Genomic DNA, 14,563 nt, shown 5'->3' on the forward strand with positions numbered 1-14,563 from the left:
CGGTGGCCACCGACAAGGCGATCCTCGCCGAGGGGCTGAGCAAGCGCTACGCCACCCACACCGCCCTGCACGGCATCGACCTGGCCGTACCGACCGGGACGGTGCTGGGCGTGCTCGGCCCGAACGGCGCCGGCAAGACCACCACCGTCCGGATCCTCGCCACCCTCCTGCAACCGGACGGCGGCCGTGCCGTGGTGGCCGGACACGACGTCGCCCGCGACCCCCGCGCGGTGCGCCGCCGCATCGGCCTGGCCGGGCAGTACGCCGCCGTGGACGCGCTGCTGACCGGCCGGGAGAACCTGGTGCTGCTGGGCCGGCTCCTGCGGCTCGGGCGACGCGGCGCGGCGGCGCGCGCCCAGGAACTGCTCGACCGCTTCGGGCTGCTGGACGCCGCGGAGCGGACGGTCGGCACCTACTCCGGCGGGATGCGCCGCCGGCTCGACCTGGCCGCCTGCGTCGTCGGAGAGCCCGAGGTGCTGTTCCTCGACGAGCCGACCACCGGCCTCGACCCGGTCAGCCGGAACGTGCTGTGGAACGAGGTGCGCGGCCTGGTCGCCGGCGGCGTCACCGTCCTGCTGACCACCCAGTACCTGGAGGAGGCGGACGAGCTGGCCGACCGCGTCGTGGTCATCGACACCGGCCGGGTCGTCGCCGAGGGCAGCCCCGACGAGCTGAAGCGCAAGGTCGGCACGGACAGCCTGGAGGTGACCGTGGCCCAGCCCGGACAGCTGCGGGCGGCGGCCGCCGCCCTCGCCGCGCTCGGCGGCCGCGCCCCCACCGTCCACGAGGACGGCTGCCGGGTCACCGTCCCGCTCGAACACGGGCTGGACGACGTCGCGTTGGCCGCCTCCGAGCTGCGCGGCCGCGGCATCACCGCCGCGGACTTCCAGGTCCGCAGGCCCTCGCTCGACGACGTGTTCTTCGCCCTCACCGGGGCCGCCGCCCCGACCGGCGCCCCCTCCTCGGAAGGAACCGATCAGCCATGACGGCGCTGGCCGCCTATCTGGCCGACACCGCAGTCCTGACCGGCCGCCACCTGCGCCATCTGCGCCGGTCGCCGGGCAGGCTGCTGCTGGTCACCATGACCCCCGCCGTCATGCTGATCGCCATCGGCTACCTGTTCCGCGACTCGATCGCCATCCCCGGCGTGGCCTCCTACGAGGACTACATCATGGCCGGGATCGCCGCCCAGGTCGCCCTGGCCGGGGTGGGGCCGACCGCCCTGGGCGTGGCCGTCGACCTGCGCGACGGACTGGTCGACCGCTACCGCTCGCTGCCGATATCGGCCAGCAGCGTGCTCGTCGGCCGCGCCCTGTCGGACATGCTCACCGCGGCGGCCGGGCTGGCGGCCGTCTCCGGTCTCGGCCTCCTGCTCGGCTGGCGCCCGCACGGAGGGCCGTGGCGGATCGCGGCCGGCTTCGCGGTGCTGCTCGCCTTCTCCTTCGTCATGCTGTGGGTCGGCATCCTGCTCGGCACCACCATGCGGAACGTGGAGGCGATCGACGGCACCGGGGCGCTGATCCTGGTCGTGCTCTCCTTCCTGTCCAACGCCTACGTCTCGGTGAGCGGGCTGCCGGGCTGGCTCCGCCCGGCGGCCGAGTGGAACCCGGTCAGTTCCGTCATCACCGTCTGCCGCCACCTGTGGGGCAACGAGCCGACCGGGCCGGCAGCCGCCGGGTTCCCGGCGACCCACCCCGGGGTCGTCGTCGCCTGCTCGCTCGGAGTCGTGCTGCTGGCCGTCGTACCCGCCGCGCTGCGCGGATTCCGGCGCGCCGTCGGGCGGTGATCCAACGTCAGCGGGATGTCAGTTGCCAATCATCGGAGCCTCCTAGGTTGGCGTCCGGAACCACCGGGGCCTGAAGCGTCGAGCTCAAAGGAGAACCATGTCCACCGTCACCCCTGAGCACTACACCCGGATCAAGGAGATCGTCGCGAAGCAGATCGGCGTCGAGTTCTCCGCCCTCGGCGACTCGACGCACCTGGTCGACGAGTTGGGCGTGGACTCGCTGAAGCTCATCGACGTCCTCAGCGCGATCGAGATGGAGTTCACCATCGTCATCGACATGGAGGAACTGCCCGAGATGGTCAACGTCGAGGCGATCCACCGGGTCACCGCGCGCGCGGCGGGATGGTAGGGAGTCCCTTGTCCACTGCTTCCCGGCCGGCGGCCCGCAGCCGCCGCACCGTCGTTGTCACCGGCATCGGCGTCATCAGCAGCATAGGCACGGGTGCCGACGAGTACGCCGTGGCACTGCGGGAGGGCCGTTCCGGAGCCCGCCCGCTCACCCGGATCGACACCACCGGATTCCTGCGGAAGAACGCCGCCGAGGTCGAGGACTTCGAGCCGGCCCGCTGGATCCGCAACATCCCGCTCGACTACACCGGTCGCGCCGGGCACTTCGCCGTCGCCGCGGCCCGTCAGGCCGTCGAGAACGCCGGGCTGACGGACGAGGAGCTCGCGGCCCGGCACGTGCTGATCAGCATCGGCACGACCGACGGCGAGTCCCACGACCTCGGCACCCTGGTCGAACAGGAGCTGGGGGACGGCGGCCCCGACGCGTTGGACCCGGTGCTGGCCCGGCGCCTGGGCTCGGGCCGGCTGTCCACCGCGGTCGCCCGCGAACTGCGGCTGCGCGACGCGGAGGCGGTCACCCTCACCACGGCCTGCGCGGCCGGCAACTACTCCATCGGCTACGGCCTGGACGTCATCCGCTCCGGTGAGGCCGACATCGCGCTGTGCGGCGGCGCCGACGCCGTGTGCCGCAAGACCTTCGCCACCTTCCAGCGGCTCGGCGCCATCACCCCCGACGTGGTGCGGCCGTTCGACGTGCACCGCAAGGGCATCCTCACCGGCGAGGGCGGCGGCGTCCTGGTGCTGGAGTCCCTGGAGTCCGCCCTCGCCCGCGGTGCCCGCATCTACGCCGAGGTCCTGGGCTACGGGCTCTCCTGCGACGCGCAGCACCCCACCGCGCCCAGCCGGGACGGCGTCGCCCGGGCCATGGAACTCGCCCTGGCCGACGCGGGAGTCAAGAAGGACCAGGTGGACTACATCTCGGCGCACGCCACCGGCACCCGCGCCAACGACGCCGCCGAGGCCGGCGCCATCGTCGACGTCTACGGCGAACACCCGCCCCGCACCATCGGGTTGAAGTCGATGCTGGGCCACTCGATGGGCGCGGCCAGCGCCCTGGCCGCCGCCGCCTGCGCGCTGTCGATCCACAACGGGTTCATCCCGCCGACGATCAACCACCAGGAGACCGACCCGCAGTGCCCGGTGGACTGCGTCCCCAACCACGCGGTCACGGCTGACGTGCGGATCGTCCAGAACAACTCCAGCGCCTTCGGCGGCAACAACGCCGTCCTGATCCTCGGTTCCCTCAAGGAGCGTGTCTGATGTCCGCGCCCGCGGAAGCAGTCCCCGTGCCGGCCGACGGTCTCGTCATCACCGGCTGGTCGGCGGTCTCGGCGCACGGCCTCTCCCGGCGGGACTTCGCCGACGGGGTGCGCTCGGGCCTGGCCGCGGCCCGCACCGAGCCCGACGGCCCGCGACTGCCCCGCCCCGACGCCTGCCTGGTACCCGACCTCGACCGTCCCGGTCTGCTCGGCCAGGACTACAGCTACACCCTCGACCGGCTGGCCGTCATGGCCCTGCTCGCCACGGACCAGCTGCTGGCCGACCCGGACGGCGGGCCCGTACCGCGCACCGACGAACGCACCGGCCTGGTCATGGGGACCACCATGGGCGGCAAGGAGACCATGGCCGCGGTCATCCGGGGCTCGCTGACCAACGCGCGGCCCTTCTACGTCGACGTCGGCCTGATCCCGGGCTGCGTGATGAACCACTCCGCCGGGGCCGCCGCGATCCGGCACGACCTGCGCGGCCCCAACGCCACGGTCGGCGGCGGCCGGGTGAGCGGCCTGCTCGCCCTCAACTACGCGCGCCGCCTGCTCGACCAGGGCCGCGCCGACAACTGCCTGGTCGGTTCCGCGGAGGAGTTCGCCCCCACCCAGGCCTGGCTGGAGCAGGCCGCCGGCACCCCCGGGGAGCCCGCCCCGCTGCTCGGCGAGGGCTGTGGGCTGCTGCTGCTGGAACCGGCCCGAACCGGCCAACTGCCGCCGCTCGCCGTGGTGTTGGACGTCTCCACCGGCATCGACGTGGACGACGACCCGCAGGCGGCCGTCGCCTCCTGCGCGCGCCGCGCCCTCGACCGGGCGGGCGTCGCCCCGGAGGAGGTGTGGGCCGCCGTCCCCACGGCCGCGCCGACCCCGGAGGGCGCGGCCGAGCACGCCGCGCTGGCCGGGCTGGTGCCGCCGGAGGCACTGGACCGGATCCCGTCGATGGCACTGCTCGGCGACACCGGCGCCGCGTCCGCGACGCTGCAGATCGCGGCGCTGCTCGTGATCGCCGGGGCCGACCCGACGGCCGCCGGCCGCGTGGCGCTGGTCTCGGCGGTGGACCGGGACGGCGCCGTCGCCGTCGCCGTACTGCGACTCCTCGAGGTGACGTCATGACCGCGCTGGTGACCGGAGGTTCGCGGGGCATCGGACGGGCGGTCGTGCTGCGGCTCGCCCGGGACGGCCACGACGTGGCCTTCTGCTACCGCTCCGACGAGGCCGCCGCCGAGTCGCTGCTGAAGGAGACGGCGGAGCTGGGCACCCGGGTCGTCGCGGCCCGCTGCGACACCTCGGACGGTGCCGCCGTACGGGCCTGGGTGCGCGAGGCGGAGCGCGAACTGGGGCCGGTGGACACCGTGGTGGCGTCGGCCGGCATCACCCGGGACCGTCCGCTGGTGCTGATGGGCGACGAGGACTGGCGGCAGGTGCTGAACGTCAACCTGGACGGGGTCTACCACCTGTGCCGGGCGGCGGTGCCCGGCATGGCCAAGCGCGGCCGCGGGTGCGTGGTCAACCTCTCCTCGGTCTCCGGGATCTCCGGCAACGCGGGGCAGGCCAACTACGCCGCCTCCAAGGCCGGGATCATCGCCTTCACCAAGAGCCTGGCGAAGGAACTCGGTCCGCGCGGCGTACGGGCCAACGCCGTCGCGCCGGGCCTGATCGACACCGACATGGTGGGCGGTGCCTCCGAGGCCGCGATCGGGCGGATCCTGCAGAACGTGCCGCTACGTCGGCTGGGCCGTCCCGAGGAGGTCGCCGAACTGGTCGGCTTCCTCGCCTCCGACCGTGCGGCCTACGTGACCGGATCGGTGTTCGAGGTGCACGGCGGCCTCACCCTCTGACCCACCCACCCCTAGCCCGTGGAGAAGTGACCATGTCCCGGATTCCCAGTTTCGCCGTGATCTCCGGCGCCCAAGTGCACCACGCCACGGCCGGCCAGGAGCAGGCCGTCATCACGGCGGTCGAGAAGGCGTACCGGCTGCACGGCGCCGGTGAGACCGTCAACCCCGACTCCTACTTCCTGCGCTTCCCCGACCGGCCCTCGTCCCGGATCATCGCCCTGCCCGCCTCGGTGGGCGGGGAGGTGGGCGTGCACGGCATGAAGTGGATCTCCAGTTTCCCGGAGAACGTGGCCGCCGGCATCCCGCGCGCCTCCGCGGTGCTGGTGCTGAACGACGCCGAGACCGGTTACCCGTTCGCCCTGCTGGAGAGTTCGATCATCAGCGCGGCCAGGACCGCCGCGTCGGCCGCCCTGGCCGCCCGCGCCCTCGGCGAGGCACGCGGCACCAAGCCGCGCCGCCTCGGCTTCGTCGGGGCCGGGCTCATCGCCCGCTACGTGCACACCTACCTCGCGGCGGCCGGGTTCAACTTCGACGAGATCGGCGTGCACGACCTGTCCGCCGAGCACGCCGCGGGCCTCTCCGACCACCTGCGCGGGGCGCAGCCCTCGGACGTCACCGTGCACGACACGGCCGAGGACCTGATCCGGTCCAGCGACCTGGTGGTCTTCGCCACCGTCGCGGGCGAGCCGCACGTCCACGACCCGGCCTGGTTCGACCACGCTCCGCTGGTACTGCACCTGTCGCTGCGCGACCTGTCGACCGAGGTGATCCTCTCGGCCTGGAACGCGGTGGACGACGTCGAGCACTGCCTCAAGGCCGGCACCTCCCCGCACCTGACCGAACAGGCCGTCGGCAACCGCGAGTTCATCGCGGGAACACTCGACGACGTGCTCGCCGGGCGGATCGCGCCGCCCGCGGACCGGCCCGTGGTGTTCTCCCCGTTCGGCCTCGGCGTGCTCGACCTGGTGGTCGCCAAGCACGTCTACGACGCGGTCGACGCCGCCGGAGAACTCCGGACCGTCCCCGACTTCTTCCACGACACCGACCGCTACGGCCGGACACTCGCGGATCCGGCGCCCACGGAAGGCCGACAGTGACCCTGCCGCGGCGCGTCCGGCGCACCGCCGTCGCCTCCGCCGTCGCGGTCATCGCCGTCGTCGGGCCGGCCGGCTGCGACGCCGGCGACGTGACCGGCGTCGGCGACGGACCCGCCCACGTGGCGGAGTTCGAGTTCACCGAGCAGGTCACCGAACTGGTGGTGACCACCAACCACGGGAACATCGTCACCCGTCCCGCCGGCGGCAGCACCACCAAGGTCACCGAGACGGTGCGCTACCGGTCGACGAAGCCGACCACCACCCGCACCCAGAACGGCGGCACCCTCACCCTGTCGGCCGGTGGCTGCGGCTCCGTCCTGGGCGCGAACGCGACCTGCTCGGTGGACTACACCGTCGAGGTGCCCAAGGGGGCCAAGGTCAACCTCCGCGGCTCGGCCGGCGACGTCACCCTGACGGGAACGACCGGCGGCGGCGAACTCCACAGCGAGGCGGGCGACATCAAGGCCGACGGCGTGTCGGGCGCGCTGACGGCGAGCACCGACGGCGGCGACATCAAGCTGACCTTCGCCGCGGCACCGGGCAACGTGAAGGCCACCAGCTCCGCGGGCGACGTCACCCTCCGCGTCCCGAACGGCCACTACGCCGTGGAAGCCTCGACGGACGTCGGCGACCGCACCGTACGGGTCACCAACGACCCGTCCGCGGCCAGCCGACTGAACCTGCACTCCGACGTCGGCAACGTCTCCGTCCTCGCCACCCCCTGACACCCAGCGGCCCCGCCCGCCCAGCCCGCGGGCCCGGGCCCGCCCCGGCCCACGACTCCCGGCCCTCGGAACGAGAAAACCCCAGGTCAAAGATCTGACCTGGGGTTTCACCATGGAGCCGCCTGCGGGATTCGAACCCGCGACCTACGCATTACGAGTTTGCTCAATCACTGTCCGCGACCGTCCGTGCTCGTCCGCACTGCTGGTCAGGGGACCGCACGGGACTGTCCCGGACCGTCACGGAGACGGTGGACTGAGACCAGAACTGAGACCCGAGGGTTCGGCAGGCCACCCCGCTCCAACTGCACTGCCGGATGCCGCCGTCCGAACTGTCAGCGCTGCCGTCTAGGCTCCTGTCGGAGTCAAGGAGGGGCGTTGTCGATCAACATCCGAGCGCTGACCGATGCTTCGGCAGTCTTGAAGGCGATGGCCGAGCATGACGAGCTCGGCCAGAGTGCATTTCTCGCCCGATACAAGTACGGCACGGCCGATCAGTACTTCGTCCAGTACGACGGCCGGCTCTACGGTGCGAAGGCCATCGCAGGCGCCGCCTACGGCTTCCAGTACCCGGACGCCGGCGCACCCCCGCGAGCCGAGTTCAGCGGGGGCGAGGCGCACACCAACGATGCTCTGCGTGCGCTCGGGTTCACAGTGGTGAGCAGAGTCCCAGCGGACGAAGAGTTCGGAGCGTGGCTCGCAAGGCAGATACGCAACAAGGGCATGTCACAGTCAGAGTTGGCCCACGAGTTGGGGGTTACTCGTGCTGCCGTAACTGCGTGGGTCGTTGGTCGGGCTCGTCCTCAACCCGCGACCATGAGCCAGTTGGCAGAGGTGCTGGGGTCCGGCACAGCGCCCGTGGACGTTCCAGTGGACTCCCCTCAGGAAGCTACCGCAGTTCTGGGCGCCCTTCGGGAACGCCCAGCGAACCAGTCGCCTCAGCCCAAGCGAGACGCAGCGACCACCCCGAACGAGATTCGGCCCGGTGACATCCGCACCCGCGCTGAAATCAAGCCAGTCTTCGGTGGCAGCCCCCAGGGCGGCATCTGCCCCGCGGATGAGGAACGCAACGTCCTGCTGTTCTCCGATGAGAGCGCCGGCGCCCTGTACGGCTACAAGGACGGCTGGCTTGCAGAGGAGGACGAACTCGGCCGCGTCTTCGAGTACACCGGCGCCGGCCGGCGCGGTGACCAGACGTTCGGCGGCCTCTATGGGAAGGGCAACTCGGCCGTTCTTCGGCACGCGGAGATGGGCCGCACGTTGCGCCTGTTCATTGCGGCCGGAGACGACCCGAACAGCGAAGCCAAACTGCACCGCTACGTCGGCCCATTCAAGCTTGATGAGGACAAGCCTTACATCGTCCGAATCGCCCGTGACGAGAACAACGCCGAGCGGCGGGTGATCGTGTTCCGGCTGCGGGAGGCTGGTCAGGTCGACGTCGCGGAGGCGGACAAGATCAAGCCCGCGCCGAAGACCATCGCCAAGCCGGTGCCGGCCGACACCACCGCGGCAAAGGTAGTGGAGCCAGAGCGGAACAAGAACAAGAAGGGCTTCCGTTCCGCCGCCCCGGAGACGGAAGCCGAGCGGCGTGAGGCTGTCCTCAGCGACGCGTTCGAGGCGTACCTGAAGGCCAAGGGTCACGAGGTCTGTCGCTTCGAAATCCGGGTCAAGGGCAAGACCACGAGGCTGCTGACCGACCTCTACGACATGACCGACCACGTGCTGTACGAGCTCAAGGGCACCAACCGTCGAGAGGCCGTGCGAATGGCGCTCGGCCAACTCCTCGACTACGGGCGGTACGTCAAGACCGACGATCACCCCGAGGTGCCCCGACGCGTGGTGCTGCTGCCTGCCCTGCCAGACGAGGACATGCAGGACCTGCTCGGTGAGCACGGCATCGGTGTCGCGTATCAGGACGGCGGCACCTTCCTTGGCGTGCCGCCGTCATTCAACTGACTTGCACCCGCGTCCCCAGTCGAAGGGCGGGTATCGGGAGCTTGCCGATACCCGCCCTGCACGCCACGACAGTTTTCAAGAACAATTCCGTCGCAGCGTCCGCACCGCTTCTGACCAGGGCCAACACCGTATCAACGCTGCCGATGACAGGTCATCGCCCACGGCCGGTCAACACTCACGGGATCCGGCAGAACGCGACTGCCGCATCATCGCCTCTCTTGTAGCGCGGCCAGCGAACGCCGTCCGGGTCCGTGGCCTCGACATCACGCACAGCGGAGATCAGCCCATCGGCGCCGGCCGCCCTCAATGTCGCGAAGACCTCTGGCCAGGAAGCCATGCCATAGTCGGTCACCAGCCTGGAGGCGCCATCCGACATGACCGCGACCGCGCTGACGCCAGCAGTCGGCACCGCCCCCGTGAAGGCATGGTCGGCCGCCTCGCCGTTGGACGCTGCTACCCAGTAGCCATCCGCCGTGTTGCGCGTGAGCCTTTGTGCCGCGACCATGCGGCGCACACTCTCCGTGTGCTCCGGCGTTCCGGTGGCGAAGCGCTCAGTCTCGGCCCGGAGTTCCGGCACGACGGTGTTCACCCGCAGATCCGTCTTCACCAGGTACTCGCCGTTCCGCTCGAAGACGATCGGCGAGTCGGCCAGCACCAGGTAGTCGAGTTGCTCGCCACCAGCCCGGAGGATCGAGACTGTCGCCGACGGCGTCCCCGGGCTAGCCAGATCGCAGGTGGGGTGCAGCGCCGCCACGTGCTCCAGGGCTTGGGCAAGCCCATCAACCAGCGGACGCTCGGCGTCGGCCAGCGCGGCCATCAGGTGGCCGCCAAGTTGGGCGACGTACCAGGGGACGCCGTGCTTGCAGCCGGTGTCGAGTCCGACCGTGCTGAGCCCGTCCAGGACGATGGCCAGCGACGGGGTGGCACCCACCCAGTCCTCGTTAGGCCCCAGACCGCCGGGCGCGGTAGCAAGAGAGACGCGCATGTCAGGCCTCGTGTCGGTAGATCGGGGTAACCCTGCTGCTCTCCAGAACCTCAAGGGTCTTCGGGTCGTAGCGGCACGAGATGAGCGTGGAGAAGCGCTTCATTCTCACCTCGCGGTACAGCTCACCAAGGTGGTTCTCCAGGTAGTGGACGACGCCATTCGCGCCGATCGCGTGAATACCTGCGATGTACAGGAACGTGCCCTTGCCGTCGAGTCGGGGCAACCGGGCGAGGTAGCCGACGTCGCCGGCCGTTCCGTCCTCGTCGAGCGGCGAGCGGTACTCTGCCTCGGTACGCAGGTCCACGAGATGCCAGGCGCGATCCTTGCGGAACCGCAGGTTGTCGTCCCCTTCGAGCACCTGCGCCACGATCGGCGACAGCCGTGGCCCGCAGATGACCACCAGGTGGTCGCGGTTCAGGTTCACGATGCCGGACGGCGGGATCACCTCTGAATCGGAGTCGAGCTTCAGGCTGGCGAACAGCTTGCGCAGGTGCTCGTAGTTGCTGAGGTCTTCCCTGGTCACGACCTCGCTGGGGTTCTCGTCCTGCGACTTCCCGGCTTCGTACTTGCCGCCGAGCGCCACAGCCATCGGGCCCAGGCCGAAAAACGCGCGCTCCGGGGCGGGACCGGCGGACGCGAGCTGACCGACACGCCCACGGCTGACACCGAGCAGGGCTGCGATCTCCGTCTGCGACATGCCCGACGCCGACGCCTCTTCGATGGCCTCGCGGCGGACACGGGACAGCTCGACCACCCGGTTCTGATAGTCGGCCATCAGCGAGATTGCCGCTTTGGCCCGCTCGATCGGGACGGCGACGTTGGCCACCCGTTCCAGTTCCTCGTGCATGGTCATCCCTTCGCTGCTTAGGGGGGCGAAGCAAGGATACCGCGAGGGGGACTTGACGCCCAGACGGCCACTGCCTACCTTGGGTATCAGGCAAGCACGAAAGCCCCCCTAAGCAATTTGGCGGGGAGCTTCTCGCTTCTCTGACCTGCACAAACAAGCCCGGAGGGGTGGGGTGACATCCCCCCGAAGGCAGCGCTTGATCCTTAAGAACTCCACAGAGTGACTATCGCGACGAGGGGTCTTCCCTCGTCCCCGCTGCGGACCGGGAGATGTCCGCCCTTCGGCGACCACTTCCTGTCGCACCGGCTCTGGAGAACACCTCGTTCGCGGGGTGCCACCCGGTGCGCGTCGCCCTGCTGGCGCCAGAGCAGTGACCATGGCGCGCCCGATCACGGGCTCGGGACCGGCCGGCGTGGCAACGACGGCTCGGTGAAGCCCAGCGTTCCGAGTGTCTTTGGGCCCCGATCCGCCCCGCATCCATGACTGCGGGCGCGGGTCGGAGCCCATGGCTTCTCGTGACGTGACGAGTAGCTGGGCCCGCATAAGTCGGGCCGCCGCGCTCCCGGCCAAGGATCGCGCGGCGGCCCTCGAGCCCACCCCGATTGAGAGAAGAGGTAGACCCGTGAGGTCGATTGTTGCAGGCCAGATGGCCTTGAACGAGGACGAGTTCGCCGAACTGGCGCTCGGCCTCGTCACGGACTCGGAGTTCACCCGGCTGTTCACCGGCGTGCCCGGTGAGAGCGCGGCCGACCGCGCCGCCCGGATGGACGCCGCGGACGACATCGTGGCGGACCTGCGCCGGGAGGACCCGGAGCTCGCCGCCTACGCCGAGCGGCTGCTGAGCATGGCTCCGGTGCCGCTGCGGCGCCCGGCCGTGATCCGCCGCGACACGGCCACCGGGCGGGTGGCGGCGTGACGACGAGCCTCGCGCTCACGGCCGCTCACCGCTCGCTCACGATGCGCTCGCCGCGCACCCGGCGGTGGTCGCGGTGAAGGTGCCGATGAACCAGGATCAGATCCGGTCCGCTGAGAAGGCGTTGGCCGTGGGGACGTGGACGATCACGCTCGGCGCGGTCCTCTACAGCATGCTCACGGTGACTCCGCTGATGTCTCACCACAGCCCGAAGGGCTGGGAGTGGACGGCCCCGATCCTGCCGCTGGTCGTGGATGCGGCGGTGGTGATCGTGGTCCGCATGGACAGCACGCTCGCCCGCCTGAACGGCGACGGAGGCCGGTGGCCGGTCGTGCTGCGCTGGATGACCGGCGTGATGACGGTGCTGCTCAACGTGGGTCTGTCCGCCCTGGACCGGGATGCGGTCGGGGTGGCGGTCCACGCGGTGGCGCCGTTGCTGCTGATCGTCACGGCGGAGACCTCGCTGGCCTACCGGCGGGCGATCGCCGCCGCGCTGGCCTCCCGTGAAGCCCGTGAGCGCGATGAGCGGGCCGAGCGCGAGCGCTGCGCCGACGAGCGCCGCCTGCGGGAGCGCGAGGACCGGTTGGCCGAGTACGAGCGGGCCCAGCGGGCCGAGCGTGAGCGCCGTGAGCACGACGAGCGGATGGCCGGTCAGCAGCGTGAGCACGAGCAGAGGATGGCCCGCGAGGCGCGCGAGGAACAGGTCCGCCGAGAGGCCGCCGAGCGCGACGAACGGCGGCGCCGTGAGGATGCCGAGCGGGTCGAGCGTCAGCGTCGTGAGCGCGAAATGAGCGAGCGTGAGCGCCGTGAGCGCGAGCGTGAGCAGACCGCCGAGCAGGAGGCCGAGCGGCTTCGGCAGGAACTCCTCTCCGCACCCGCGACGACCGAGCGCCTGCCCGAGGACGAGGCCCGGCTGACCGTCCAGACCGCCGTGACGCTCGGTATCCCGCAGCGCCGTGCGGTCGAACTGACCGGCTGGTCGACCGGATGGGTCGCCGCCCGCTACCGGGAGGTCGGCACGGCCGGCACGGAGCGCCCCGCCCTGCACGCCGTCCCGGCCGGCACCGAAGAGACCGCCACACCGAACACCGAGGAGCAGGCATCGTGACCACCGACACCGACACCCGCCCCACCGCCGCTGACCAGATCAACGCGGCCGGCGTGCTGCTGTCCCTCCTGAGCGCCCACTCGGCGCTGCCCACCGCGACCGCCCAGCTCCAGTTCCTGCGGGTGCCCGACACGCACGACTTCCTGTGGGGACTGGAGATCGCCCTGCACAACGGTCTCGACCACTTCGAGCAGTGGCGCCAGGCCCTCGGCATCGACCCGGGCGCTATCAACCACGACACCGCCGTGTCCGGCACGCTCGCCTGGCTCACCGCCACCATCACCCACGGCGGCGTCCCGGTGAAGCTGATCGGCTACTACTACCGGCCCGAGCCCGCCACCACCGAGGCCTCCGCCGCCCTGACCGCGATCCTCGCCAACTGACCGGAAGGACACGCGACATGAACCGCTGTGACTACTGCGACGAGGTCAAGCCGGACGTGAAGCGCCGCGTGGACCCGTTCGACCTGGAGATCAACGACCGGGAGCGGATCATCCCCCTCTGCGACGACTGCTACCAGCTCCGCTGCGACGAGATCTGACCCTCACCACGTACGGCGCCCCCACTTCGTGCGGAGGCGCCGTACGGTCCCCTGCCTGCTCCGATCGCTCAGCTAGGAGTCATGCCGTGACCAGCGTTCGCGCTGCCCGCTTCGCCGTCGCCGCCGTCCTGTTCCGGGCCGCCGGTGACGTGGCGGACCACTGGATCCAGACCGACCACCAGGCCACCACCAAGGGCCACCACGACCACAACGGGCAGTCCAGCGCGGCCGGCCGCCGCGCCTGCGCCGCCCACGTCGCCACCTACACCGCCACCCAGGCCGCCGCCCTGCTCGCCGGGTCGCGCCTGCTCGGTGTCCGCCTGCGGCCCGGCCCCGTCGCCGCCGCCCTCGCGCTCAGCGCTGTCACGCACTACATCGCCGACCGGCGCGAGCCCCTGCGCCGCCTGGCCGACGCCACCGGAAAGGGCGCGTTCGTGCGGCTGACGGACCACGGCATGAACGGTGCCTACACCTTGGACCAGGCGTGGCACCACGCCGCCGAGACCGTCGCCGCCATCATCGCCTCCGCCTGACCGGCGCTGACGATTGCCCGTCCTCGCCCGGCCCTTCGGGGTCGTGCGGGGGTGGGGAGTCGGGACAGCCCCGGCCCACCAGGAGGCCCGCGATGACCGTGAACACCACGTCGCCGAACAGCGACGGGAACAGCAACGGCCGCACCCGGAACGGCTTCGGCTCGGGGGCGACGTTCGCCCCCGGGCTCAACATCAACGTCAACAAGACCTCCGGCGGCGCCGGTGGTTTCGGTGCCCCGCAGATGGGCGCCGCCGCGAACCCCGGCACCGGTGCGGCCCGTACCTCGCCGCTGGCCCTGCCGGAGCCCGCGTTCTACTCCACCCCCGACGTGCGCTCCTACTGCGAGGCACTGAGGGCGTTCGGCGCCTACGCCGCGATCGAGGTGGAGGTGGGGGCGGAGATCCTCAAGGCCACCCTCGCCGAGGCCCCCGGCGCGCCGGGCGACCGCACGTACCACCGCAAGCGGCGGGCCAACGAGGTGGCCAAGAAGCTCTCCAAGGCCGCCGAGGCCCTGACCGACGCGGCCAGGGAAGCCGCCGCCGCGTGGGCCACCTACGAGCGCGAGTACGCCGACGTCATGGCCCCCCGCCCCGCCCAGCAGCGCCGTCCGTTCCAGTTCTGAG

The 14,563-nt window shown here is 71.2% G+C and carries 17 protein-coding genes; 15 read left to right on the forward strand and 2 right to left on the reverse strand.

The window, feature by feature from the left end; genetic code table 11:
- Positions 1–2: 2 nt before the first annotated feature.
- The 9 genes from ACGF13_RS02510 to ACGF13_RS02550 all read left to right on the forward strand — a co-directional run bounded on the left by ACGF13_RS02510 (position 3) and on the right by ACGF13_RS02550 (position 9,012).
- Positions 3–986, forward strand: a complete 984-nt coding sequence (locus ACGF13_RS02510; protein ID WP_392868106.1) for an ATP-binding cassette domain-containing protein — start codon at positions 3–5, stop codon at positions 984–986.
- Complete coding sequence (locus tag ACGF13_RS02515) at positions 983–1,786, forward strand: ABC transporter permease (protein ID WP_392868109.1); 804 nt, start codon at positions 983–985, stop codon at positions 1,784–1,786. The genes ACGF13_RS02510 and ACGF13_RS02515 overlap by 4 nt, the downstream gene beginning before the upstream one ends.
- Before the next feature lie 97 nt (positions 1,787–1,883).
- Entirely contained in the window at positions 1,884–2,135 is a 252-nt protein-coding gene (locus tag ACGF13_RS02520; RefSeq protein ID WP_392868112.1) for an acyl carrier protein, read from the forward strand.
- Positions 2,129–3,394, forward strand: a complete 1,266-nt coding sequence (locus ACGF13_RS02525) for a beta-ketoacyl-[acyl-carrier-protein] synthase family protein (protein WP_392868115.1) — start codon at positions 2,129–2,131, stop codon at positions 3,392–3,394. The genes ACGF13_RS02520 and ACGF13_RS02525 overlap by 7 nt, the downstream gene beginning before the upstream one ends.
- Entirely contained in the window at positions 3,394–4,512 is a 1,119-nt protein-coding gene (locus ACGF13_RS02530) for a beta-ketoacyl synthase N-terminal-like domain-containing protein (protein WP_392868117.1), read from the forward strand. The genes ACGF13_RS02525 and ACGF13_RS02530 overlap by 1 nt, the downstream gene beginning before the upstream one ends.
- On the forward strand, positions 4,509–5,237 hold the full coding sequence (fabG, locus tag ACGF13_RS02535) for a 3-oxoacyl-ACP reductase FabG (RefSeq protein WP_392868119.1): 729 nt from the start codon (positions 4,509–4,511) through the stop codon (positions 5,235–5,237). Before ACGF13_RS02530 ends, fabG begins: the two co-directional genes overlap by 4 nt.
- 32 nt (positions 5,238–5,269) lie before the next feature.
- Positions 5,270–6,334: a 2,3-diaminopropionate biosynthesis protein SbnB gene (gene sbnB, locus ACGF13_RS02540; protein ID WP_392868121.1), complete on the forward strand. Its 1,065-nt coding sequence runs from the start codon at positions 5,270–5,272 to the stop codon at positions 6,332–6,334.
- Positions 6,331–7,059: a DUF4097 family beta strand repeat-containing protein gene (locus ACGF13_RS02545; protein WP_392868124.1), complete on the forward strand. Its 729-nt coding sequence runs from the start codon at positions 6,331–6,333 to the stop codon at positions 7,057–7,059. Before sbnB ends, ACGF13_RS02545 begins: the two co-directional genes overlap by 4 nt.
- A 375-nt stretch (positions 7,060–7,434) precedes the next feature.
- Entirely contained in the window at positions 7,435–9,012 is a 1,578-nt protein-coding gene (locus ACGF13_RS02550; protein WP_392868125.1) for a helix-turn-helix domain-containing protein, read from the forward strand.
- A gap of 175 nt (positions 9,013–9,187) precedes the next feature.
- Here ACGF13_RS02550 and ACGF13_RS02555 read toward each other — a convergent pair whose 3' ends face one another.
- The gene (locus tag ACGF13_RS02555; RefSeq protein WP_392868127.1) at positions 9,188–9,943 is read right to left on the reverse strand and encodes a hypothetical protein; all 756 of its coding nucleotides are present in this window, start codon (positions 9,941–9,943) and stop codon (positions 9,188–9,190) included.
- Positions 9,944–9,998: 55 nt separating this feature from the next.
- The gene (locus ACGF13_RS02560) at positions 9,999–10,850 is read right to left on the reverse strand and encodes a sigma-70 family RNA polymerase sigma factor (RefSeq protein WP_392868129.1); all 852 of its coding nucleotides are present in this window, start codon (positions 10,848–10,850) and stop codon (positions 9,999–10,001) included.
- A gap of 640 nt (positions 10,851–11,490) precedes the next feature.
- On the opposite strand from ACGF13_RS02560, the gene ACGF13_RS02565 reads away from it, so the two are divergent.
- From ACGF13_RS02565 to traA, 6 genes are all read left to right on the forward strand, one after another.
- A complete protein-coding gene (locus tag ACGF13_RS02565) occupies positions 11,491–11,760 on the forward strand; it encodes a hypothetical protein (RefSeq protein ID WP_392868132.1) in 270 nt (89 codons plus the stop codon).
- 85 nt (positions 11,761–11,845) lie between these two features.
- On the forward strand, positions 11,846–12,865 hold the full coding sequence (locus ACGF13_RS02570) for a DUF2637 domain-containing protein (protein WP_392868135.1): 1,020 nt from the start codon (positions 11,846–11,848) through the stop codon (positions 12,863–12,865).
- Positions 12,862–13,248: a hypothetical protein gene (locus ACGF13_RS02575; protein WP_392868136.1), complete on the forward strand. Its 387-nt coding sequence runs from the start codon at positions 12,862–12,864 to the stop codon at positions 13,246–13,248. Before ACGF13_RS02570 ends, ACGF13_RS02575 begins: the two co-directional genes overlap by 4 nt.
- A gap of 17 nt (positions 13,249–13,265) precedes the next feature.
- Positions 13,266–13,406 (forward strand): hypothetical protein, encoded by a 141-nt coding sequence (locus ACGF13_RS02580; RefSeq protein WP_392868139.1) that lies wholly within the window; start codon positions 13,266–13,268, stop codon positions 13,404–13,406.
- Positions 13,407–13,492: 86 nt separating this feature from the next.
- Entirely contained in the window at positions 13,493–13,939 is a 447-nt protein-coding gene (locus ACGF13_RS02585; RefSeq protein ID WP_392868141.1) for a hypothetical protein, read from the forward strand.
- 92 nt (positions 13,940–14,031) lie between these two features.
- On the forward strand, positions 14,032–14,562 hold the full coding sequence (gene traA, locus ACGF13_RS02590) for a plasmid transfer protein TraA (protein WP_392868143.1): 531 nt from the start codon (positions 14,032–14,034) through the stop codon (positions 14,560–14,562).
- Position 14,563: the final 1 nt, after the last annotated feature.

Source organism: Kitasatospora sp. NPDC048286, from assembly GCF_043201735.1.
GTDB lineage: Bacteria > Actinomycetota > Actinomycetes > Streptomycetales > Streptomycetaceae > Kitasatospora.

Bases quoted from the DNA above. Each gene is read 5' to 3' on its own strand.
- ACGF13_RS02560 (WP_392868129.1), bottom strand. From the start codon at position 10,850: ATGACCATGCACGAGGAACTGGAACGGGTGGCCAACGTCGCCGTCCCG.
- traA (WP_392868143.1), top strand. From the start codon at position 14,032: ATGACCGTGAACACCACGTCGCCGAACAGCGACGGGAACAGCAACGGC.
- ACGF13_RS02515 (WP_392868109.1), top strand. From the start codon at position 983: ATGACGGCGCTGGCCGCCTATCTGGCCGACACCGCAGTCCTGACCGGC.
- ACGF13_RS02565 (WP_392868132.1), top strand. From the start codon at position 11,491: ATGGCCTTGAACGAGGACGAGTTCGCCGAACTGGCGCTCGGCCTCGTC.
- ACGF13_RS02525 (WP_392868115.1), top strand. From the start codon at position 2,129: ATGGTAGGGAGTCCCTTGTCCACTGCTTCCCGGCCGGCGGCCCGCAGC.
- ACGF13_RS02530 (WP_392868117.1), top strand. From the start codon at position 3,394: ATGTCCGCGCCCGCGGAAGCAGTCCCCGTGCCGGCCGACGGTCTCGTC.
- ACGF13_RS02570 (WP_392868135.1), top strand. From the start codon at position 11,846: ATGAACCAGGATCAGATCCGGTCCGCTGAGAAGGCGTTGGCCGTGGGG.
- sbnB (WP_392868121.1), top strand. From the start codon at position 5,270: ATGTCCCGGATTCCCAGTTTCGCCGTGATCTCCGGCGCCCAAGTGCAC.
- fabG (WP_392868119.1), top strand. From the start codon at position 4,509: ATGACCGCGCTGGTGACCGGAGGTTCGCGGGGCATCGGACGGGCGGTC.
- ACGF13_RS02580 (WP_392868139.1), top strand. From the start codon at position 13,266: ATGAACCGCTGTGACTACTGCGACGAGGTCAAGCCGGACGTGAAGCGC.
- ACGF13_RS02520 (WP_392868112.1), top strand. From the start codon at position 1,884: ATGTCCACCGTCACCCCTGAGCACTACACCCGGATCAAGGAGATCGTC.